Consider the following 21,602-nt stretch of genomic DNA (forward strand, 5'->3'; position numbering starts at 1 on the left):
CCCCCTGCCCGGCCGGGGCCGGCGCGGCTTGCCGGCCCACGGGTCGGGCGCTTTAATGAATGAACAGGCATTTATTAATGGCGGGAGTGGGAATGGCCGGACGCCCTCGTGGGATCGACGACGTGGTGATCCTCCGCGCGGCCGCCGAGGTGGTCGGACGGGTCGGCCCTGCGGGGCTGACGCTGGCGGCCGTGGCCCGGGAGGTCGGGCTGGTGCCCGGCACCCTCGTCCAGCGGTTCGGCTCCAAGCGCGGTCTCCTCGCGGCGCTCGCCGAGCAGTCCGTGAAGGACGCCGACGCCGTGTCCGAGCGGGCACGCACGGAGCACGGAACGGCACTCGACGCGCTGTCGGCCCTGGTCACCGAATGGCTCGCACCGATGGACACGCCCGAGCGCTTCGCCAACCACCTGGCCTTCCTGTGCACGGACCTCACCGACCCGCAGCTCCACGAGCACGCCCTGGCAGCACACCTGGCGCAGCGCCGGGCGATCGAACGGCTCCTGGCGGACGCCGCGGCCACCGGTGAGCTCCGGGCCGGCACCGACACGGCGGCCCTGGCCGGGTCCGTCCAGGCGATCACCGCAGGCGCGGGCCTCACCTGGGCGCTGGAACGCCACGGCACCCTCGCCCAGCGGCTCGCGCACGAGCTCGCCACCCTCCTGGCCCCGCACACCGCCCACCACGACAACCCGGAGGAAGCATGACGACCGACCCGCGGCCCCTGGCCGGCAAGGTGGCACTGGTCGCCGGAGCCACCCGCGGCGGCGGGCGGGGCATCGCCGTCGAACTCGGCGCGGCCGGCGCCACGGTGTACGTCACCGGGCGCAGCAGCACGGACGGGCGCTCCGACCTGGACCGCCCGGAGACCATCGAGGAGACCGCCGGGCGGGTCACCGCGGCAGGCGGTAAGGGCATCCCCGTCCGCACCGACCACAGTCGGCCCGACGAGGTCCGGGCGCTCGTCGAGCGGATCGCGGCCGAGCAGGACGGGCGGCTCGACGTCCTGGTCAACTCCGTGTGGGGCGGCGATCCGCTGACGGACTGGGAGCACCCGCTGTGGGAGCAGGACCTGGAGACCGGCCTGCGGCTGCTGCGCCGGGCCGTGGAGACCCACGTGATCACCAGCCGGTTCGCACTCCCGCTGATGGTCGCCCGTGGCGGCGGCCTGGTCGTGGAGGTCACCGACGGCAACACCGCCCGCTACCGCGGCTCGTTCTTCTACGACCTGGCGAAGTCGGCGGTCATCCGCCTCGCCTTCGCCCAGGCCGCCGAGCTGAAGCCGCACGGCGTCGCGGCCGTGGCGATCACGCCCGGCTTCCTGCGCTCCGAGGCCATGCTGGACCACTTCGGCGTCACCGAGGCCAACTGGCTGGACGGCACCGCCCAGGACCCGAACTTCGCGCACTCCGAGACCCCGGCCTACCTGGGGCGGGCGGTGGCCGCACTGGCCGCCGACCCCGACGTCATGGCCAAGTCCGGCCGGGCACTGGCCACCTGGGGCCTGTACCGCGAGTACGGCTTCACCGACGCCGACGGCAGGCAGCCTGACTTCGCCGCCCACTGGGCCGAGAGCCTGGAAGACGAGTACGGCCCGCTCGGCGAACCGCTCTGACGGGGATGTGCCCCTTGCGGTACGCCCCTTCAGGAGCCGCCATCAGGCCCGTGCGGTAGGCGAGGGCTACGGCCTGGGCGCGGTCGCGGGCGCCGGTCTTGGCGAGGATGCGCTTCATGTGGGTCTTGACGGTGGACTCGGCGAGGTAGAGCTCGTCGGCGATCTCCGCGTTGGAGCGGCCCTCGGCCGCATGGCAGAGGACCTCGCGTTCCCGGCCGGTGAGCCGGGCCAGCCGGTGGTCGTCGCCGGCCGCGGCGGGCAGGGCCGGCACCGCCGGGGCGGCGGCGGCCAGTTGGGCGATCACGTCCCGGGTGACCGCGGGATCGAGCAGGGCCTCTCCGGCCGCGAGGGTGTGGACGGCGTCGATCAGGCGCTCGGGCGAGGCGCGTTTGAGGAGGAAGCCGTCCGCGCCGGCCCGCAGTGCGTCCCTGGTGTACTCGTGGTGCTGGAAGGTCGTCAGCACCAGGATGCGGATGCCGAGCCCGGCGGCCACGATCCGGCGGGTCGCCTCGATGCCGTCGATGCCGGGCATCCGCACGTCCATCAGCAGGACGTCGGGGAGCAGCGTGCGGGCGAGTTCCACGGCCCGGAGGCCGTCGGCGGCCTCACCGACCACCTCGATCGCGTCGTCCGTGCCGAGCACCAGCGCGACCCCGGCGCGCAGCAGGGCGTCGTCGTCCGCCAGCGCGACCCTGATCCTGCCGGGCCCGGTCATCGCAGCGGGAGCAGCGCGCACACCTGGAAGCCGCCCCCTTCGCCTCCCCCGTGGCGCACCGTGCCGCCGAGCGCGGCGACCCGTTCGGTGATGCCCAGCAGGCCGCGGCCGGGGGTGTAGCCGGTGGCCGGCCCCCGGCCGGTGTCGCGGACGACGATCTCCAGGCCGTCGTCCTTCCGGTCCACGGAGACCTCTGCGGCGGCGGCCGCGCCGTGCTTGACGCTGTTGGTCAGGTCCTCCTGGACGATGCGGTAGGCGGAGCGGTCGACGGTGACGGGTATCCGGTCGGCGGGGCGGGCGAGCCGGAGGGTCACGTCGATGCCCGCGTGGGCCAGCCGTGCCGCGAGGCGGGGCAGGTCCGCCAGGCCGGGCTGCAGGCTCCGGGAGGGGCCGCCGGGGGTGCCGGGTGCGGGCTCGGAGATGCCGGGCGGGACGGCGGCGGTGCGGCCCAGCAGGCCGAGTACCCGGTCGAGTTCGTCCAGGGTGTCGCGGCCGGTCTGCTCCAGTTCGCCGAGCAGGGCGGCGGCGCGCTGCGGGTCGCGCTCGACGGTGCGGCGGGCGGCACCCGCCTGGACCAGCATCACGTTGACGGAGTGCCCGACCAGGTCGTGCAACTCCCCCGCGATCCAGGCCCGTTCGTCGGCGGCGACACGGCGGCGCAGGGCGCGGCGGGCGTCGGCCTGCTCCTCCCGCCGCCGGGCGGCCGCGTAGCCGAGCGCCCACGCGACGAGCCAGAGGAACAGCGCTCCGGCCGGGACGTCCGGCAGGCCGCCCGTCCGGTCGGCGAAGTAGCCGGCCATGCCGAGCAGCACCAGCAGGGGCCCGAGCCGGGCCCGGGCGCGGTCGGCGTGGAGGCCCAGCGCGTACAGGCCGACGAGGTTCGCGTAGGGCGACACCGGATCGGGGACCAGCCACTGCGCCTCGGCGACCAGGCCCGCCGTTCCGGCCAGGTAGGCGGCGACCGGGGCCCGGCGGCGCAGTGCCAGTGCACCGGCGATCACTGCGGTGAGCAGCAGGGCGGCGGGCATCCGCGACCCGATCTCCTCGGCGGCGGCGAGCCGTTCGGCGAGCATGGCGACGAGGAACACCCCGGCCGGCCCGCCGTCCACCACGGCCGGGGAGGGGCGGGCCGCGTGCAGGGCCCCGGCGGCCGCCCGTCCGCGGTCGGCGAGCCGCCGTACGGGGCCGGTCGGCCGCGGCCGGCCGGAGGGAAGGGACGGTCGGCTCATCAGTGCTCTGGTGGGGATCGCGCCGTGCGGTGGCCGCTTCGCACCCTAGCCGGGCAATCGCCGTACGGCATCGCCCTGTCGGGGTACACGGGGTCCACCTCCCAGGGGGCGGTGGCCCGTCGGGGGCACGGCTGCCGTCCCCTCCTCGGGGGACGGCCCGGGGGCCTGCCGACTCCTAGCCTCCGGGCATGACTTCCACCTCTGCCGGACGTTCCCTGCGGGGCCGGGCCGGCTGGCTCACGATGACCGTGCTGGCGACCGGTGTCGCCCTGGTGTCCGCGCCGTACCTCACCCTCGATCCGGACACCTTCCTGGCGGAACAGCGGGCCGCCTACCTGCCGACCTGCCCGCCCTGGTCCTGCACGTGGGCGGCGCGGTGACCGCCCTGCTGCTCGGGCCGTGGCAGTTCCTGCCCCGCCTGCGGGCCCGTCGCCCTGCCCTGCACCGCTGGACCGGCCGGGTGTACGTGCCGGCCGCCGCGGCAACCGGCGTCGGGGGTCTGCTGCTGGTGCCCGTCGGCCTGTACCCGCCGTTCGCCCCGGCCGGGTTCGCCGTCCTCGCCGTCCTGACCCTGGTGAGCACCGGAGCGGCGGTCGTGGCGGTCCTGCGCGGCCGGGTGGCCCTGCACCGGACGTGGATGGTCCGCTCGTACGCGCTGGTCTTCACCGGTGTGACCTTCCGGCTCTGGCTGGCGGTCCTCACCGGCGCAGGTGTCTCCTTCGAGCACGCCTACGTCCCCGGCGCCTGGATCGGCTGGCTGCTCAACCTCCTGGTCGCCGAACGGCTGATCCTCCGTCACCAACGGGACGTCTGACCGCTGCACGCCGGTTCCCGTCGTGGTCATGACGAAGATCACGTGACGCCGTCCCGTGCCCGACGCGTCTGTACGGGCGGGGGGTGTCATCGGCGTCGACGGATCGGAGCGGAGTGTGCGTGACCCAGAGCAGGGCCGGAGCCTCACGGTGGAGCCGGGGAGACGGCCGCGGGCCGGCGGCCGGGCGGGCAGGGTCCGCAGGGTGCTGCGGCGGCTGCGGCTGCGGCCGGAGTACCCCCGGAGGGGTAGGCGCGGGGTGCGGCGGTGGGTGCCGTCCTGGCGGCAGTTAGTCGGGGTGCTGCTGGCCGCCTTCGCGGCGGTGGCGGGTGCGGCCTGCTGGCTGTACGTCCGCACGGACGTCCCGGAGGACCTCAACTCCTTCGCCACCCAGCAGAACAACGTCTTCTACTGGGCGGACGGCACCGAGATGGCCCGCACCGGCTGGGTGAACCGGCAGGAGGTGCCGCTCGACCGGGTGCCGGAGCCGGTCCAGTGGGCGGTGCTCTCGGCGGAGAACGAGACCTTCTGGTCGGACGCCGGGGTCTCCCCCAAGGGCATCGCCCGGGCGCTGTGGGCCGCGGTCTCGGGCGGCGAGTCCCAGGGCGGGTCGACCATCACCCAGCAGTACGTCAAGAACATCTACCTGAACCAGCACCGGGACCTCTCCCGCAAGACCAGCGAGATCGTCATAGCGGTCAAGCTGGACCGCAGGCTGAGCAAGCGCGAGATCCTGGCCGGGTACCTGAACACCAGCTGGTTCGGCCGGGGCAGCTACGGCATCCAGCGGGCCGCCGCCGCGTACTACGGCAAGGACGTGTCGGCGCTGAACCCGAGCGAGGCCGCCTTCCTCGCCGCGCTGCTCAAGGGCGCGTCGCTGTACGACCCGGCGCTCGGCCCGGAGAACCGCCGCCGGGCGGTCGACCGGTGGTCCTGGATCCTGGACCGGATGGTGGAGACCGGGAAGCTGTCCGCGGCCGAACGCGCCACGTACAGGGTCTTCCCCGACCCGGTGCCGCCGCCGGCCCCGCAGGGCCTCGCCGGCCAGACCGGCTACCTGGTGGACCTCGCCCAGAGCTACGTCGTCGGCCACTCCGGCATCACCCCCGCCCAGCTGGACCTGGGCGGCTACCAGATCCGCACAACCTTCGACCGGCAGCGGACGGCCGCGCTCACCGCCGCCGTCCGGGGAGCCGGCCCGGCCCTGGACCCGGCGCGGGAGGCCGACCGCCATGTGCACATCGGCGCCGCCTCGGTCGCCGCGGACGGGCGGATCGTCGCGGTGTACGGCGGACCCGACTACCTGAAGCAGGGCTTCGACGACGCCAACACCTCCAACGTCCCGGTCGGCACGGCGTTCACCCCGTTCGTCTATGCGGCGGGGCTCGACCAGGGCATCCGGAAGGGCCGGGAGGGAGGGCGGAGCCCGGTCAGCCCGGCGACGCGCTACGACGGCAACGACGGGGTGCCGGTGATGACCCCGGAGGGCCCGTACTGGGGCCGGGACGGGCGGATGGCGAAGACCGCCAACGACGGCCACCGGAGCTGGGGCAGCATCGGTCTGCGCACGGCCGTGGCGCAGTCGGTGAACGGCCCTCTGGTGCAGCTCGGCATGGACGTCGGCCTGGACCGGGTCCGGGCGACCGCGGCCTCCCTCGGGCTGCTGCCGGAGACCCTGGGCGACCTGGTGCCGTCGTTCTCCCTCGGCAACTCCCGGCCCAGCGCGATCCGCACGGCCGCCGCGTACGGCACCTTCGCGGCCGGAGGCATGCACACCGACCCGTACTCGGTGACCTCGGTGGCCCGGAACGGCAGCCCGGTCGTACTGATCCGGCCCGCCCCCGCCAGGGCGCTGCCGGAGCAGGTCGCCGACCGGGTCGACGACGCCCTCAGGGAGGCCGTCCGGGACGGCAGCGCCCACGAGGCCGCCGCGGCGGGCCCCGGGGCCGCGGGCAAGCCGGGGACGACCGAGGACCGCACCGCCGGCTGGTTCGTCGGCTACCGGGGTCAGGTCAGCACCGCGGTCACGGTCTTCCGGATGGACCCGAAGAGCCTGGAGCTGTCCCCGCTGGACGGGATCGGCGGCGCCGCGGCAACCGACCCCGTCTCCGCCTGGCCGACGAAGATCTGGACCGCCTACAACCGGCAGCCCACCGGGTAGCCGGAGCCGGGCGAGGGGCGCGGGGACCTGCGCAGTTCCCCCGCGCCCCTCACCGGCCGCAGCTCCGCGCTGCTACTTGACCAGGGCGGACCAGTCGGCGGGCTGGGCCGGGTCGAGGCCGCGCAGCCGTTCGAGCACCTTCGGGTCCTGGGCGTCGAGCCAGTCGGCGAGCTCGCGGAACGAGACGCACCGGACACCCTCGCGCTTGCACACGCTCTTCACCACGTCCTCGATGGCCTGCATGTAGATGCCGCCGTTCCAGGTCTCGAAGTGGTTGCCTATGAACAGCGGTGCCCGGCTGCCGTTGTAGACCCGTTCGAAGCCGTTGAGGTAGCCGTCGCGGGTCTGCCGCTCCCACTCCGGGTACTTCTTCGGATCTCCCTCGGTGCTGTCCCCGGATGGTTGGCCAGGAAGTTGAAGTCCATCGACAGGACCTGGACGGGCTTGCCCGGGTAGGGCACCAGCTGGAGCGGGAAGTTCCAGATCCCGTCCTTCCTGGACGGCCAGACCTGGAACTCGCCGGGGGAGCTCGCGTCGTACCGGAAGCCGGCCGCCTTCTCGGCGGCGAGCAGGTTCTTCTGGCCCTCCAGGCAGGGGGCCCGGCCGCCCACCAGTTCGCGGGTGTAGTCGAAGGGCAGCGCCGGCGTGTTCTTCAGCCCGGTGTTGGTCTTCCAGTTGGTGACGAACGAGCGGGCCTGGTCCAGCTCGCTCTGCCACTCCGCGACGCTCCAGTCGCCGCCGCCCTTGGGGCCGCAGAAGTGGCCGTTGAAGTGCGTGCCGATCTCGTTCCCGTCCAGCCAGGCCTGGCGGACCTGTTCGAGGGTCGACCGGAGGTGGGCGTCGGTGGGGAAGGAGATGTCCGACACGCCGGCCGCGTGCTGGGGCGGGTGGTACAGCGAGCGCTTGGACTTGGGCACCAGGTAGATGCCGCTCAGGAAGAACGTCATCCGGGCGTTGTTCTCCTTCGCGACCTGGCGGAAGTGGGAGAAGAGGCGGTCCTCGTTCTCCAGCGCGCCGTCCCAGGAGAACACCACGAACTGCGGCGGCTTCTCGCCGGGTTTGAGCTTCTCGACGGGCGGCTGGTTCGGTTGCGGTCCGGTGTCGGACGTGGAGCCGTCGCCGATCGTCCGGACGACGCCGTCCCAGGTCGGCGAGGCGGGCGGGGCCGGCCGGGCGGCGGTGGTCCCGGCCGTGCCGGGGCCCTTCCCGGGATCTGCGGTGCCCGTGGCGGCGGGCGAGGCGGTGTCCGCGGACGCCTGGTCGCCGCCGGAGCCGGGGATCAGGGCCACGGCGACGGCGCCGGCGACGCCGACCGCGAGAAGGCCGAGCAGGCCGCGTGAGGTTCTCATCATCTGCCCCGTTTCGGTGGGAGGGCAGCCGTGCAGTCCGGCTGCGGGTGCGTACTGGCGGTGGGGGCGCGGCGGCCGGTGTCCGGACCGGGCCGGCCGACCGTCCCCCACCACCCAAAACGCCTCTGAGCAGCCGTCAGGTTGCCGACGAACCGTAAATGAACGGCCCGGTCGGCCTGCGCGGCCTGCCGACCGGCCCGCAAACCGCTCGACAGGCCTCGGCTCCGCGTGGATCATTCCGCCCGATGACTACACGAACCGATGTTCCAGCAGCCCTGGACGAGCGCACCCAGCTCGTCACGTTCCTCGACTACGCCCGCGCCACCGCGCGCGCCAAGTGCGAGGGGGTGTCCGCGGAGAACGCACGGCGCGCCCCGCTGCCCGGCTCCCCGCTGATGACCCTCGCCGGCCTGGTCAACCACCTCCGGTGGGTCGAGCACTGGTGGCTCGAGGTGGTGTTCCTCGGCCGGGAGGACGAAGGCCCCTGGACCGAGGAGGACCCGGACCGCGAGATGCGGATCGCCGTCGACGTCCCGCTCGACGACGTCCTCGCCGAGTACGCGGCCGCGTGCGCCCGCCACCGCGAGATCGTCGCGGCCCACTCGCTGGACGCCCTCGCCGAGCGGCCCCGGGGCGACGGGGGCCGCGTCGACCTGCGGTGGATCCTGCTGCACCTGATCGAGGAGACCGCCCGCCACAACGGACACCTCGACATCGTCCGCGAGCTCCTCGACGGCACGACCGGCGCCTGACCCCCGCCCGCCCGGCCGCGGCGCGCGTCAGCGCCGCGGGCCGACGAACTCCAGGGCCTCCCGGGCCAGCGCGTCCCAGGAGAGGCCCGAGCCAGGGTCCAGGCCGAGCCACTCGCGCATGAGGCGCCCGTGCCCCGGGTCGAAGCGCTCGCCCTCACCGGCGTCCACCAGCTCATCGACCCGGGCCCGCGGGAGCTTCACCACCAGGCGGCCCTGCGCGAGCATCGCGAAGATCTTCCCGCCGGCCTTGAGCGCGTCAGCGCCGAACCGGCCCTCCCGCCCCGGCCCGTCCCCCGGCACGGCCACCCCGGGCAGGTCCGCGAGGTGCGCGACCAGTTGCTCGTACCGCTCCTCGGGGGAGACGGCCCCGCTTCGCGCCATCGGCTCCTCAGCTCCTTCCGACCCTATCAATCGCACCTGCGTTCGATTTTAGCGCCATCTCCGGGCTCGCGCCGGACAGCAGTCCGGATACCGATTCGATGACGAAGGCGAGCCGCCGGAAAGCGCTCCCCGGCCGCCGCGCCGCCTTGTGGGATTCGGCCCGTTCGCAGCTGACCAGCCGCACGGAATCCGCCGCGCCGGCACTTCGCCACCGAACCGTCGCGGAGACGTGATCTCCCCTCTCTGCCCTTTCGGTACGATCCCGAGGTCCCGTCGCCCCTCTCGGCGGGATCTGCACCACGGGCGGACACACGCCCGCCTCACAAGGAGCCGAATCTCCATGTCACCCGAGACCGCCCTCGCCGATTCGATACGGGAATCCTCGGCGCCGGCCCAAGCGCCGCCCCCGACGGCCTCCCCGCCCGCGACCACCCGGCGGCGGCCCCGCCTGTACGTACTGGACGGACTCCGCCTGGTCGCCGCGCTCGCCGTCGTCGGCTGGCACTACGCGGGCATCGAGCGGGACACCTCGATCTGGGGCGGCAGGCCCGGGACGTACATGCCCAAGCTGCACTGGGTGGCGAATTACGGCTGGGTCGGCGTGGAGCTGTTCTTCCTGATCAGCGGCTTCGTCATCTGCATGTCCTCCTGGGGCCGCCCGGTGGGACATTTCGTGAATTCCCGGATCACCCGACTGTTCCCGGCGTACTGGTTCAGCGTGCTGCTCATCGCGGCCGTGACCTTCACCGTCCACGCCCCGTGGAACAAAGAGGTGATCAAGGGTTCGTACTCAAATGTCATCACCAATCTGACGATGATGCAGGAGGGCGTCGGCGGCGTCGACGTCGACGGCGTCTACTGGACCCTCTGGGTCGAGCTGCGGTTCTACGTCCTCTTCGGCGTGCTGGCCATCGGCGGCCTGACCTACCGCAAGGTGGTGTCGTTCTGCGGCGGATGGCTGGTGCTCTCGGTCGTCACGGTGAGCACCCACCTGCCCGTCCTCGACTTCTTCTTCTTCCCGCGGTTCGCGCCCTACTTCATCGCCGGCGTTGCGCTGTACATGATCTACCGGTTCGGGTCCAACCTGCTGCTCTGGGGGATCGTCGGCTTCTCCTGGATGCTGGCGCAGAACCAGCTCCGGCTGATCGTGGCCGACTACTACTGGCAGAAGGTCTCGTACGACGTCGCCTTCGCGCTGATCACTCTCATGTTCCTGGTGATGATCGGCGTGGCCGCCGGCTGGTTCGGCTGGATCCAGTGGAAGTGGCTGACCACCGCGGGCGCACTGACCTACCCGCTGTACCTCGTCCACGAGCAGCTGGGCTGGCAGGTCATCCACCGCCTCCACGACAACGTGAACGCCTACGTCCTCGTCGGTTCGCTGACCGTCGGGATGCTGGTCTTCGCATGGCTGATCCACCGCCTGATCGAGCGCCCCATGGCGTACGCCCTCCGGCGCGGCCTGAGGGGCGCCCTCATCGACCTGCGCGACATCGGCCGGAAGGAATCGACCGCACGGGCGGCCTAGGACGCACCCCCACCGCCGCCGGGGCCGCACAACACCGTTGTGCGGCCCCGGCGGCCTTTTCGTTCCCCGACGCCGTCCGGGCCTGCGCCGCCGCGCCCCGGCCGCGGCGCCTGCCCGGCCATGACGATCGCTCAGTTCGGTCAGATTCGATCCGAATTGGTCACCTTTCAGGCTACGGAATGGTCAAATTGCATACTGTTTCGTAGAACTGTTTGTCTGTTCACGGCCAAGCTCTCAGTCGGCCACCCAGCAGCTACCGACTGGAGTACAGAGTGAGCCCCACCTCCTCTTCGCGTCGCCGTACCCTCGCGGCCGGCGCCCTCGCGGCGACCGCCGCGCTCGTCGCCGCCGGCGTGCAGGTCACCACCGCAACCGCCGCCCCGGGCCGCGACAGCGCCGTCGCCCGCGCCGAGGCCAACGTCGCCCGCAACGCCGAACTCTTCGGCTTCGGCGCCGGGCAGGCCCTCCGGGCCAAGGACGTCGTCATCGACGCGGACGGCACCCAGCACGTCCGCTTCGACCGCACCTACCGGGGCCTGCCGGTGATCGGCGGCGACCTGGTCGTGCACCAGGACGCCCGCGGCCGGCTCAAGGACTCCTCTCGCGCCAAGGGCCACGACCCGGCCGTCCGGAGCACCGTCCCGAGCGTGCCCGCGCAGACCACCGCCGCCAAGGCCCTGGCCGCCGCACCCGGCATATCCTCCGCGAAGTCCGAGCCCCGGCTGGTCGTCTGGGCCGCCGACGGCACCGCCCGGCTGGCCTGGGAGACCACCGTCAGCGGCCTGGGCAAGCAGGGCCAGCCCTCCGGCCGGGTCGTCGTCACCGACGCCACCACCGGCGAGGAGATCGAGCAGTTCGACGCCGAGCACGAGGCCGCCGGCACCGGCCGCTCCGAGTACACCGGCACCGTCACGATCGACACAACCCTGCAGTCCAACGGCACGTACGCGCTGATCGACCCCGTCCGCGGCCACACCACCAGGGACGCCCGCAACGTCTCGGCGAGCGGCCTGAAGGCGGGCTCCGGCACGCTCTTCACCGACACCGACAACATCTGGGGCGACGGCCGGAAGTTCTCCACCGACCGCGCCACCGCCGCCGTCGACGCACACGCCAACACCGCCTGGACGTACGACTACTACAAGAACACCTTCGGGCGGAACGGCATCAAGAACGACGGCCGGGGCGCCACCGTCTTCGTGCACGTCGGCACCAACTGGGACAACGCCCAGTGGTCCGACAGCTGCTTCTGCATGATGACCGGCGACGGCGACGGCACCACCGACCCCGAGCAGGTCGACCTCGACACCATGGGCCACGAGATGACCCACGGCGTCACCAGCGCCACCGCCAACCTCCGCTACGCCGGCGAGTCCGGCGGCCTCAACGAGGCGACCAGCGACATCTTCGGCACCATGGTCGAGTGGTACGCCCACAACGGCGTCGACACCCCCGACTACCTGTTCAGCGACCAGTCGACCCCGCCGTGGCTGCGCCGCCTCGACAAGCCCTCGCTGGACGGCCGCTCGGCCGACTGCTGGAGCAAGAAGGTCGGCCAGCTCGACGTGCACAACTCCTCGGGCGTGGGCAACCACTGGTTCTTCCTCGCCAGTGAGGGCAGCGGCAGCCGGACGATCAACGGCATCACCTACAACAGCCCCACCTGCAACGGCTCCACGGTGATCGGCATCGGCAACCAGAAGGCCGCCGCGATCTGGTACCGGGCGCTGACCGTCTACATGACGTCCACCACCGACTACAAGGGCGCCCGCACCGCGACCCTGAACGCGGCCAAGGACCTCTACGGCGCCGGCAGCACCGAGTACAACGCGGCCGCAGCGGCCTGGAGCGCCGTCAGCGTCTCCTGACCCACCGGCACAGCCGCACCGGACCGGCGCCCCGGCAGCCTCCCGCACCCCGGGGCTGCCGGGCGTGCCGGGCGTGTACAAAATGTTCGCATGAAGATCCGTACGGGCGGCCCGGACGACGCGGCCGGCCCAGGTCCTCGAGATCCGCCTCTGACGCCCCGTCCGCCGACAGCGGTGGCGAGGCCGGCGGCCCGCCGGATCAGGCGAGCGGCGCCGGGGAGTTGGCGCCGGGGACGAGGAGCTTCGGGGCTGCGGAACCGTCCGCCGGCACCGACCAGACGTCGTTCACCCCGTCCGGCCGCTGGAGGGCGTAGGCCACCGTCGCGTCGTCCAGCCAGGCCGGCTGGTCGTCCACCGAACGCTGCTCGGGCAGCACCCGGACGGCGCCGCTCGCGAGGTCCATCACCGCCGGGCGCCAGCCCTTCACCGGGTCGCCGTCGACCGCCTGCTTGAAGGCGATCCGCCTGCCGTCCGGCGACAGCGACGGGCACTCCACGTCGTCCGCGACCGTCCGCACCGTACGCGCCGCCAGATCGCCCTCGACCAGGTGGCGGCGGCCGCCGGTGGCGAGGGTGGCGTAGAAGCGGTTGTCGTCGGCGGTGAAGGTGACGCCCCAGTAGTTGACGTCGGCCGCGCGGTAGGGACGGCCGTCGCGAGTGATCGCGAAGTCCTCCAGGGTCTGCAGCACGGCGCCGCCGCGGGTGTCCAGGATGCCGGTGCGGGTGGAGAACGACCCGCCCGCGTACGAGTCGCCGCCCACGAACAGCGTCCAGGACACCATCCGTCCGCTCGCCGAGACCCGGAGCCGGTTGGGGATGCCGGCCAGTGCCACAGTGCTGCGCTCGTGCAACTCCCGGTCCATGACCAGCAGCTTCGGCCCCTCCAGTGCCCCCGCCGGTGCCAGGCAGGCCACCGTGCCGCCGGCCGTGTACGCGCGCTCGCAACGCAGTCGGCCCACCTCGCGGCTGCCGCCCGGATCCTGGCGGGAGACCGAGGACAGCAGGCCGTTGCTGAGCACCTGGATGCGCGGGCCGGCGGCTGCACCGGCCGCCCCGTCCTCCGGGTCGGCGGGGACGACCGGGGAGGCCGCCGGCCCGCCGCCGGCGGTGAGGGTGTATCCGGTGGCGGCGCCGCCCAGCAGCAGGGCGGCCGCGGCCACCGCAACGACGCGGGCACGGGTGGAGAGGTTCAACGGGTTCGCTCCGCAGGGTCGGTGGGAAGGCCGGGGTCGGGGGCGGCACCGGCGTGGCCGGGCGCGGCATCGGCGGGCACGGAGGACGGGCCGGCCAGTAGGACGGCGGTGGCGGCCGCCGCCACGAGCACGGCCAGCCCTGCGGCGCGGCTCGCGGCCGCCGGGCCCCACAGCTGCCACGCCAGGCCGAACAGCACCGAGGACACCAGGTACGCCAGCGCCTGGGCGCTCTGCACCAGCGCGATCCCGGTGGTCCGCAGCGCCTGCGGCAGCCGCGGACCCGCCAGGGCCATCAGCACACCGTCGGTGGCCGCGTAGAACAGGCCGTGCAGGGCCAGCACCAGCACGGGCAGCGCCGGCCCGCCGAGTGGCCCGTGCAGCAGGAAGTACACCGAGGCGAGCGCGGCGTACCCGCCGAGCAGCACCGGCAGCCGGCCGATCCGGTCGGCTACCGCCCCCAGCGGGGCGGCCAGGAGCAGGTACCCGAGGCTGGTGCCGGCGGCCAGCAGCGGGAACCAGCCGAGCGAGATCGCCTCGCGCCGCTGCAGCAGCAGGTAGACGAAGCCGTCGCCGACGGTGGCCAGCCCCAGCAGGGCGGCGGCCAGGACCAGGCGGCGCACCGGCGCCAGCCGCAGCAGACCGAGGGCCGCAGCGGGCGACACGGCGCCGGTCGCCGGGAGCACGGCCCGCCGGTCGCGGACGAAGAGGACGAGCACCAGCACACCGAACAGGGCCACGCAGAAGCTGGTCACGAACACCGCGTCGAAGGCCTGCCCGGCCGCGGCCAGCACCGCCAGCGCGGCCAGCGGGCCCGCGAAGGCGCCGACCGCGTCCATGGTGCGGTGCAGCCCGAAGGCCCGGCCCAGCGAGTCGGCCGGCGCGGAGAGGGTGATCAGCGCGTCCCGCGGTGCGCTGCGCAGGCCCTTTCCGGCGCGGTCCGCGGTGATCACCGCGCCCAATGCGGTCAGCGACGAACCGGCCGCCAGCAGACCCAGCTTGGCGACGGCCGAGAGCGCGTAGCCGGCCCCGGCGACCGCCTTGCGGCGCTGCGTGCGGTCGGCGAGGTAGCCGCCGACCAGGCGCAGCAGCACGGTCGCGCCGCCGTACAGTCCGTCGACCAGGCCGTAGGCGGCGGGGCCCAGGTTCAGTGCCGTCACCAGGTACAACGGCAGGACGGCGGTGACCATTTCGGAGGAGACGTCGGTGATCAGGCTGACCGTGCCGAGCGCGAGGACGTTGCCGCCGACCAGCGCCCAGCGGTGCCGCGCCGGTGCGGGGCCGGCGGCGCCCGGACGGTCGATGGTGGAGAGGTACACGAGGTGGCCTTTCGCCTGGCTTTGCGTGACGACCCGCGGGCGGGGCAGCGTGCGGGCCGCGCGCGGCGAGGGGCGGCGGTGCGGCCGTGCCCCTCGCCGCGGCGGGCGGGATCAGTGGCAGGCGGTGGTGCCGCTGTCGCCGTAGGTCTTGCCCGCCTCCGGGACGAACTGCCAGGTGTAGCTGTCGGCGTGCAGGGTGAACTTGAGCACGCCGTAGGTGTCGCTGTTGCGGGCCTCGCTGTTGGGCTGGATGGTGCCGAACGCGTAGTGGCTGGCGCCGCCCATGCCGGCCACGAAGTGCCGGATGCCGCGGGTGGTGTCGAGGGTGCCGCTCGGGTTCATCGGCGCGAAGCGCTCGTACTGGTGGTTGTGGCCGGTGACGACGACGTCCGCGTTGTAGTCGTACAGCGCCTGCACCAGCGGGCCGACCGAGGTGCTGGGGCCGTGGTTGGCGCCCGAGGTGAAGCGGGGGTGGTGCCAGTACGCCAGGGTGCACGGCTTGGTGCTGGCGGCCAGGTCCGCGCGCAGCCACTGCTCCTGGCCGGAGCCCGCCGAGGTGGCGATGTTGGAGTTCAGTGCGACGACGTGCCAGTTGCCCAGGTCGTACGAGTAGTAGCCCTCGCCGGCGGTGCCGGCCGCGGCACCGAAGTAGCCGTAGTAGCCGGTGGCGCCGGGGGTGTTGTACTCGTGGTTGCCGGGCGCCGGCTTGGTCCGCGCCTTGTGGCGGCCCCAGGTGGGCGCGTAGTAGTTGGCGTAGTCGGCGGCGGAGCCGTCGGGGTACGCGTTGTCGCCCGCGTTGAACACCGTGCCGGGGATGCCGTCCAGCAGCTTCGCGGTGGCCTCGTCGCCGGAGCCGGAGTTGGCGATGTCGCCGGCGCCCACCAGCACCGGGTCGCCGCCGCCGGTCGGCGTCGGGGACGGCGACGGGGTCGGGCTCGCGGTCGGCGAGCCGCTCGGCGTCGGGGAGGGGGACGGGGAGCCGGAGTCGGTGGTGACCACGAGCTGCGGCGCGGTGGCACCGGACTCCCGCGAGTCGTAGTCGGCGCCGTTGCTCGAGGTGGACGTCACGCCGATGCTGAAGGTGCCGTTGGCCTTGACGTACGAGGTCACGTCCACCTCGTACCAGCCGTTGCGCGCCACCGCGCCCAGCGCGCCCAGCACCTGGCCGTCGACGGCGGGCTGGTTGTTCCAGGTGACCCCGGTCTCGGACCAGGTGGTGTTGCTCATCGCCCCTCGTCTTTCGCGGTTTTCATGATCGAAAGAGGGGGCTTGTGTCGTAGACGTGCGGAAGCATCGACGGGTCTGTTCCACCTCTGTCGAGGGGCCGTCGATGCTTCCACCGGGGACCGTACCCCCTTCGCTGTTACTCGTGCTGGCGGTCTTCCGGGATTGCTTCACCGCGCCGTCGTTCGAGACGCTCGCGGCGCTGGTCACGGGGACGGTGACACGTACTGGGCGGCGGACGGTGACCGGGATGCTGACCGGCGCCGGACTGTCGGCCCGGTGGCCGCACGACCGGGCCCACCGGTTCTTCGCCGCCGGGGTGTGGGACCTGGACCGGGTCGGCCTCGTGCTGGCCCGTCTGATCGTGGAGCGGCTGCTGCCCGCGGGGGCTGCGCTGCAGGTCGCCGTCGACGACACGCTGTTCAAGCGCACGGGGCGCAAGGTCTTCGGTGCCGCGTGGCAGTACGACGGTGCGGCCACCGGACCGAAGCCCATCGGGCGGGGGACCTGCTTCGTGGTGGTCGCCCTGGTGGTGCGCCTGCCTTTCCTCACCCGCCCGATCGCGTTGCCCATCCTGGCCCGGCTGTGGCGCCCCAAACAGGGGAAGACGAAAGTCGATCTCGCCCTCGACCTGGTCGCGCTGCTGGCCCGCGCGTTCACCGACCGGCGGATCGACGTGGTGGCCGACGGCGCCTACCACGGCCGCGCCCTGCGCGAGCTGCCCGGCACGGTGACGTGGACGTGCCGGCTGCCGGTCAACGCCGCCCTGTACGAACTCGCCCCGCCGCCGACCGGCCGCCGTGGCCGGCCGTGCCTGAAGGGCGCCAAGATCGGCACCCCGAAGAGCTGGGCCGAGCAGGCAGTCTTCACCGCGCACACCGTCACCCGGTACAACCGGCCGCCCGCGACCGTGCACATCGCCGAGCTCGTCTGCCTGTGGTACGGCAGCTTCCACACCCGCACCATCCGCGTCCTGCTCGTCCGCGACCCGGGCTCGACCAAGCCCTTCGACCTGGCCCTGGTCACCACCGACCTGACCACCCCCGCCGCCGAGCTGGTGGAACGCTACGCCGGCCGCTGGTCGATCGAGACCACCTTCGAGGAAGTCCGCGAACACCTGGGCGTCGGCCAGGCCCAGAACAGGGTCCGGGCGGCGGTCGAGCGCACCGTGCCGTTCGGCCTGTACGTCTACAGCCTCACCGTCATCTGGTACGCCCTTCACGGCCACCACCCCGCCGACGTCGCCGAGCACCGGGCCCGCGCCCCCTGGTACACCACCAAGACCACCCCGTCCTTCCAGGACATGGTCGTCAAGCTCCGGCGCACCGTCATTGCGGCCAGGAATATGCCCGAACACGCAGGTCAGCCCACCGACCACGAAATCGCCGCCGTCCACCGGGCCTGGGCCGCCGCAGCCGCGTAGCCCACAAGACGATCAAGAAAACCGCGAAAGACGAGTTCTCCGCGGCACCGGTGTGCTGTCGATCGGCCTGACGCCGACGAAGCTGAGCCCCGAGCCGGTCGTGCACCGGTCGAACCTCGAAGGGGACCGCTGCGGGCCGGGGTTCTACGTCAAGCCGCTCCCGGGGTGCACCAGTGAGCGGCTGTCCGACGGCAGCAGGCTGACCGTGTGGGGCCGGACCGTTCCCGACCCCGAGGAGGTTGCCGAGGCCGCGAAGAACAAGGGCATCTCGCCGATCCACACGCCGTACTGGATGGCCCTCCGGTACTTCCCGGACGGACGCATCCTCGAGATGCGCTCCTACTCGGCGACCCACTACCCGGGTGTCGAGCCGCTGAAGGAGGCGCCCGTCAGCCGCACCCAGCTGCGGGAGCTGATGCTGCGTCCGGAGTTCTCCCGCCTCGACCCGGCCTCCTGACGCCACCCGCCCGGCCCGCCACCCCGGGCCGGGCCTCCGGGCCGGGTCTCCGCTGCGGCATCACTGCTCGGCGGCGCCGGTGTCCGTGCCGAGGGCGGCGGCCAGGGCCGCCGCTGAGGCCTCGTCCGCCGCCCATGTCGTGGTGTGCCACCGGCCGCGCCACTGCTCGATCAGGACCCGCTGGCGGTCGCCGTCGCGGGAGTACCGCTGGATGCCGTCGACGGTCGGCGGGCCGGGGGTGAAGTCCCGCCGCAGGACGTCCAGGAGGGCGGGCGGCTCGGTGCCCTCGTGTGTGGCGAGCTGCGTGCCGTGCCGGTGCACCGGTGCGTCCCAGATCCGGGCGTGGACCAGGTCGGAGAAGCGGTCGGCGCACGGCCGCCAGGCCGCGGACGGTGTCACGTCGTCGAAGGAGATGACCACCGGCGGGTCCTCCGAGCCGTCGAGGCGGACGGCCATCACCCAGACGCCCTGGTTCTCGACCAGGAACGGCAGCAGGCCGAGCGCCCCGACCGGGTCGATCGGCCGTTCCTCCTGCTCCTCCACGTCGTCCGGCCAGTCCCCGTTGTCCTCGGGCCAGTAGTAGACCTCTTCGCGGCCCAGCCGGTCGGCGCCGTACACCGCGTCGTCGTTGCTGAACTCCCGCAGTACGTCGGCGCCCTGTGCCAGCGCGAACCACTCGCGCACCGAGGCCGGCACGGCGCGCCCGTGCACGGCTTCGAAGCGGTCCAGTGCCGCCGCGGCCTCCGCCGACACCTCCGGGTCCATCCCGGCCAGCGTCGCCGCGCGGCCGTGGAAGCGCAGCGCTCGTCCTGCCATCGTGTATGCCCCCTGCTCTGCGGGCAGCCCTCCTGCCCGTCGGTCCGGGTGACCCTAGCGGCCTGCGCCGACAGCAGCGCACGGCGGGGTGTGGCCGTTTCTGACAGAACCTGGTCATTGCAGACGCGCCAGCAGGGCGGCGAGGATCGTGGCATGGCCGAACCGCGCAGAGTTGTCGTCGCCGCGTTCCCGGGCGTCGAGCTGTTGGACGTCACCGGGCCGGCGGAGGTGTTCTCCGTCGCCACGCGTCTGCTCGGCCCCGACCGGCCCGGCTACCGGGTGGAGATCGCAGCGGCGGCGGCCGGGGAGCTCCGGACCTCCGCAGGCGTCCGGCTCGTCGCGGGCGTGGCACTGGACGAGGCGGTCGACGGCGTCGACACCCTGCTGGTGGCGGGTGCGATGGACCTCTCTGCGGGCCGGGTCGAGGCGGTGGTCGACCCCGTCGTGACCGAGTGGCTCCCCCGGGCCGCCCCGCAGGCACGCCGGGTGGCCGGGCTGTGCGCGGGCGCCCACCTGCTGGCGGCCGCCGGAGTGCTGGACGGCCTGCCGGCGACGACGCACTGGCTCACCGCCGGGCAGCTCGCCGCCGGCCACCCGTCGGTCGACGTCGACCCGGATCCGATCTTCGTCCGCAGCGGGCGGGTGTGGACGTGTGCCGGAGTCACCGCGGTGCTGGACCTGGCGCTCGCCATGGTCGCCGAGGACCACGGCCAGGCGCTGGCCCTCGAGGTGGCCCGGGCCATGGTGATGTACGTCAAACGCCCCGGCGGGCAGAGCCAGTTCAGCGTCCCGCTGTCCCTCCAGGCCCCGGCCGACGACCGCATCGACGGCCTGCGCCTGTGGATCCAGGACCACCTGGCGGAGGACCTGCCCGCCCAGGTCCTCGCCGACCGGCTGAACCTGAGCGTGCGTCACTTCTCCCGGCTGTTCCGCCGCCGCACCGGCCGCACCCCGGCCGACTATCTGGAAGCCGTCCGGCTGGAGGCCGCCCGGCGCCTGCTGGAGGAGAGCGACCGCAGCCTGCCGGCCATCGCCGCCGGCACCGGGCTCGGCTCCGTCGAGACCCTGCACCGCGTCTTCAGGAACCGGCTGGGCACCACGCCCGCCGAGTACCGCCGCCGCTTCCGCTCCCCCGACGCGGCGGCTCCCCCGGCCGCCTGACCGTCCCCGCACCTCCGTCCCCGACATCCGTCCCCGGGCAGGACGGCGCCCGCCCGGGCCGCCGCCCGTCCGTCCCGCCCTGCCCGCACACGGGCGGGCACGCACACGCACGCTCGCAAGGGAGCCCCCATGTCACGCACCAAGGTCGTCGCGATCCCGGTCCTCGGCAGGCACGCCATCAACGCCTACCTGCTGCTGGGACGCCGGCCGATCGTCGTGGACGCCGGCACCCCCGGCAGCGGCCGTCTGATCCGCGATGCCGTCGCCCGGCACGGCGTCGACCCCGCCGACATCGGACTGATCGTCATCACCCACGGCCACATCGACCACTTCGGGTCCGCCGCCGAACTCCACCGCCTCACCGGGGCGCCCGTCGCCGGCCACGTCGACGACCTCCGGCCGTTCCGGACGGGCCGGGTCCGCGAGCCCTACCTGCCGACCGGGCCGATGGGCCGCCTGATGGACCGCGACCCCCGACTGCACGCCGCCGCCGAACCGTTCGAGCCGGACGTCCTGGTCCGCGGCGAGACGGGCCTGCACGACTTCGGCGTCGACGCCCGCATCATGCCCACCCCCGGCCACACCGCCGGCTCGATCTCCGTCCTCACCGACGACGGTGACCTGGTGGCCGGCGACATGGTCGCCAACTCGTTCATGGGCCTGATCCCCGGACGCCCCGCCAACCCGCCCTTCCACGACGACCCGCAGCGCAACCTGGCCAGCCTGCGCGAAATGCTCGCGCTCGGGCCGACCAGGCTGCACGTCGGCCACGGCGTCCCGCTCGACCCTGCGCGCGTCGCCACCTGGGCCGCGAACGAGCAGCGCCGCCTGGACGCACTGGCAGCGGCCGGCCGCCTGCGCGTACGGACGGAGAGCCCCGGACCGCACATGTGCTGAGTACTCCCCATGGACGGGGAGGGGCCTGTTCCGCATCCGGGGGCGGTCTGTAGCCTGCCGGGCATGCTCGATCACATCCCGCCCCCGGTGGTGAAGGCCTCCCCGGTCCGCAGGACCGCGCGGATCGTGCTCGCCGCGCTCTGCGTCGCGGCGAGCATCGCCGCAACGGTCCGGCTCCAGAAGACCGCCGACCGGACCAGGTGGCTGGAGGGCGTTCAGCTCGCGCTGCGGCCCGAGGGCTTCGGGCTGTTCGCGTTCCAGCTGGCCGCCGTGGCCTCCGGTGTCGCGGCCCACAGCCTGGCCCACCTGGCGCAGCCCCGGCGGATCGCCGCGGCCTGGGGCGCGGCCGGCGTACTGCTCGCCCACAGTGCCCTCGTCGCCGGAGCGGCCTGGCTGCTGGCCGGCGCCGCGCCCGAGCTGTCGCACGGTTCGAGCCGCTACGACAGCGGCGCCCTGTACCCGGCGTGGCTCGCCTGCGTCCTGCTGCCGGCCGCGGTCACCGCCTGCATCGGCGGGCTCTTCCCCCGGCCCGTTCCCGAGAAGCCGACGACCCCCTTGACCGCTCTCAGGCCGGCCGCGGTCGCAACCGCGGTCGGCTGGGCCGTCGGCGGGATCATGCTCGTGCTGCTGCTGGTGATGATCCTCCTCCGCACCGTCCTCTGAGCCCGGCTCCGAATCTGCCGTCAGCGGGCTCCTGTCCGCCGGGAGCG

Annotated in this window: 19 protein-coding genes and 2 pseudogenes; 13 read left to right on the top strand and 8 right to left on the bottom strand. The window is 73.4% G+C overall.

Annotation, left to right across the window (positions count from 1 at the left end):
* The first annotated feature begins 92 nt into the window (after positions 1-92).
* Complete coding sequence (locus ACQ614_RS02940) at positions 93-704, top strand: TetR/AcrR family transcriptional regulator (protein ID WP_363487207.1); 612 nt, start codon at positions 93-95, stop codon at positions 702-704.
* The gene (locus ACQ614_RS02945; protein WP_431676563.1) at positions 701-1,612 is read left to right on the top strand and encodes an SDR family oxidoreductase; all 912 of its coding nucleotides are present in this window, start codon (positions 701-703) and stop codon (positions 1,610-1,612) included. Before ACQ614_RS02940 ends, ACQ614_RS02945 begins: the two co-directional genes overlap by 4 nt.
* Positions 1,613-1,652: 40 nt before the next feature.
* Here the strand turns inward: ACQ614_RS02945 and ACQ614_RS02950 are convergent.
* Together ACQ614_RS02950 and ACQ614_RS02955 are read right to left on the bottom strand one after the other, a co-directional pair.
* A pseudogene (locus tag ACQ614_RS02950) lies at positions 1,653-2,327 on the bottom strand (response regulator); the annotation flags it as partial.
* A complete protein-coding gene (locus tag ACQ614_RS02955) occupies positions 2,324-3,556 on the bottom strand; it encodes a histidine kinase (RefSeq protein ID WP_431676564.1) in 1,233 nt (410 codons plus the stop codon). The pseudogene ACQ614_RS02950 and the gene ACQ614_RS02955, both read right to left, overlap by 4 nt.
* A gap of 188 nt (positions 3,557-3,744) precedes the next feature.
* Here ACQ614_RS02955 and ACQ614_RS02960 point away from each other — a divergent pair, with 188 nt between their 5' ends.
* The 3 genes from ACQ614_RS02960 (at position 3,745) to ACQ614_RS02970 (ending at position 6,528) form a co-directional block, all read left to right on the top strand.
* Positions 3,745-3,936, top strand: coding sequence for a hypothetical protein (locus tag ACQ614_RS02960; RefSeq protein ID WP_431676565.1), 192 nt, complete (start codon positions 3,745-3,747; stop codon positions 3,934-3,936).
* A complete protein-coding gene (locus ACQ614_RS02965) occupies positions 3,921-4,370 on the top strand; it encodes a DUF2306 domain-containing protein (RefSeq protein WP_431676566.1) in 450 nt (149 codons plus the stop codon). The genes ACQ614_RS02960 and ACQ614_RS02965 overlap by 16 nt, the downstream gene beginning before the upstream one ends.
* Before the next feature lie 268 nt (positions 4,371-4,638).
* Complete coding sequence (locus ACQ614_RS02970) at positions 4,639-6,528, top strand: transglycosylase domain-containing protein (protein WP_431676567.1); 1,890 nt, start codon at positions 4,639-4,641, stop codon at positions 6,526-6,528.
* Positions 6,529-6,600: 72 nt separating this feature from the next.
* On the opposite strand, the pseudogene ACQ614_RS02975 reads toward ACQ614_RS02970, so the two are convergent.
* A pseudogene (locus ACQ614_RS02975) lies at positions 6,601-7,877 on the bottom strand (hypothetical protein).
* A 245-nt stretch (positions 7,878-8,122) separates the two neighbouring features.
* Between ACQ614_RS02975 and ACQ614_RS02980 the strand changes: the two are divergent.
* The gene (locus ACQ614_RS02980; RefSeq protein WP_431676568.1) at positions 8,123-8,629 is read left to right on the top strand and encodes a DinB family protein; all 507 of its coding nucleotides are present in this window, start codon (positions 8,123-8,125) and stop codon (positions 8,627-8,629) included.
* A 27-nt stretch (positions 8,630-8,656) separates the two neighbouring features.
* Here the strand turns inward: ACQ614_RS02980 and ACQ614_RS02985 are convergent, their stop codons facing one another.
* On the bottom strand, positions 8,657-9,010 hold the full coding sequence (locus ACQ614_RS02985) for a hypothetical protein (protein WP_431676569.1): 354 nt from the start codon (positions 9,008-9,010) through the stop codon (positions 8,657-8,659).
* 340 nt (positions 9,011-9,350) lie between these two features.
* Here ACQ614_RS02985 and ACQ614_RS02990 point away from each other — a divergent pair, with 340 nt between their 5' ends.
* Entirely contained in the window at positions 9,351-10,538 is a 1,188-nt protein-coding gene (locus tag ACQ614_RS02990) for an acyltransferase family protein (protein WP_431676570.1), read from the top strand.
* Between the two features lie 272 nt (positions 10,539-10,810).
* Positions 10,811-12,406 carry a M4 family metallopeptidase gene (locus ACQ614_RS02995; RefSeq protein WP_431676571.1) on the top strand — a complete coding sequence of 532 codons (1,596 nt, stop codon included), beginning with the start codon at positions 10,811-10,813 and terminating at the stop codon, positions 12,404-12,406.
* A gap of 199 nt (positions 12,407-12,605) precedes the next feature.
* Here ACQ614_RS02995 and ACQ614_RS03000 read toward each other — a convergent pair whose 3' ends face one another.
* From ACQ614_RS03000 to ACQ614_RS03010, 3 genes are all read right to left on the bottom strand, one after another.
* Entirely contained in the window at positions 12,606-13,598 is a 993-nt protein-coding gene (locus ACQ614_RS03000) for a TolB family protein (protein ID WP_431676572.1), read from the bottom strand.
* Complete coding sequence (locus ACQ614_RS03005) at positions 13,595-14,914, bottom strand: MFS transporter (protein ID WP_431676573.1); 1,320 nt, start codon at positions 14,912-14,914, stop codon at positions 13,595-13,597. The genes ACQ614_RS03000 and ACQ614_RS03005 overlap by 4 nt, the downstream gene beginning before the upstream one ends.
* A 111-nt stretch (positions 14,915-15,025) precedes the next feature.
* Entirely contained in the window at positions 15,026-16,141 is a 1,116-nt protein-coding gene (locus ACQ614_RS03010; protein ID WP_431676574.1) for a DUF7594 domain-containing protein, read from the bottom strand.
* Positions 16,142-16,244: 103 nt separating this feature from the next.
* Here ACQ614_RS03010 and ACQ614_RS03015 point away from each other — a divergent pair, with 103 nt between their 5' ends.
* Positions 16,245-17,561, top strand: coding sequence for an IS701 family transposase (locus tag ACQ614_RS03015; protein WP_431676575.1), 1,317 nt, complete (start codon positions 16,245-16,247; stop codon positions 17,559-17,561).
* Between the two features lie 52 nt (positions 17,562-17,613).
* A complete protein-coding gene (locus ACQ614_RS03020; RefSeq protein ID WP_431676576.1) occupies positions 17,614-18,018 on the top strand; it encodes a hypothetical protein in 405 nt (134 codons plus the stop codon).
* Positions 18,019-18,078: 60 nt separating this feature from the next.
* Here the strand turns inward: ACQ614_RS03020 and ACQ614_RS03025 are convergent, their stop codons facing one another.
* Positions 18,079-18,834 (bottom strand): hypothetical protein, encoded by a 756-nt coding sequence (locus tag ACQ614_RS03025; RefSeq protein WP_431676577.1) that lies wholly within the window; start codon positions 18,832-18,834, stop codon positions 18,079-18,081.
* A 153-nt stretch (positions 18,835-18,987) separates the two neighbouring features.
* Here ACQ614_RS03025 and ACQ614_RS03030 point away from each other — a divergent pair, with 153 nt between their 5' ends.
* The 3 genes from ACQ614_RS03030 to ACQ614_RS03040 all read left to right on the top strand — a co-directional run bounded on the left by ACQ614_RS03030 (position 18,988) and on the right by ACQ614_RS03040 (position 21,555).
* Entirely contained in the window at positions 18,988-19,995 is a 1,008-nt protein-coding gene (locus ACQ614_RS03030) for a GlxA family transcriptional regulator (RefSeq protein ID WP_431676578.1), read from the top strand.
* A gap of 129 nt (positions 19,996-20,124) precedes the next feature.
* Complete coding sequence (locus tag ACQ614_RS03035) at positions 20,125-20,892, top strand: MBL fold metallo-hydrolase (RefSeq protein ID WP_431676579.1); 768 nt, start codon at positions 20,125-20,127, stop codon at positions 20,890-20,892.
* Between the two features lie 63 nt (positions 20,893-20,955).
* Complete coding sequence (locus ACQ614_RS03040; RefSeq protein WP_431676580.1) at positions 20,956-21,555, top strand: hypothetical protein; 600 nt, start codon at positions 20,956-20,958, stop codon at positions 21,553-21,555.
* Positions 21,556-21,602 lie beyond the last annotated feature (47 nt).

The organism is Kitasatospora dryopteridis (genome assembly GCF_050749075.1).
GTDB lineage: Bacteria > Actinomycetota > Actinomycetes > Streptomycetales > Streptomycetaceae > Kitasatospora.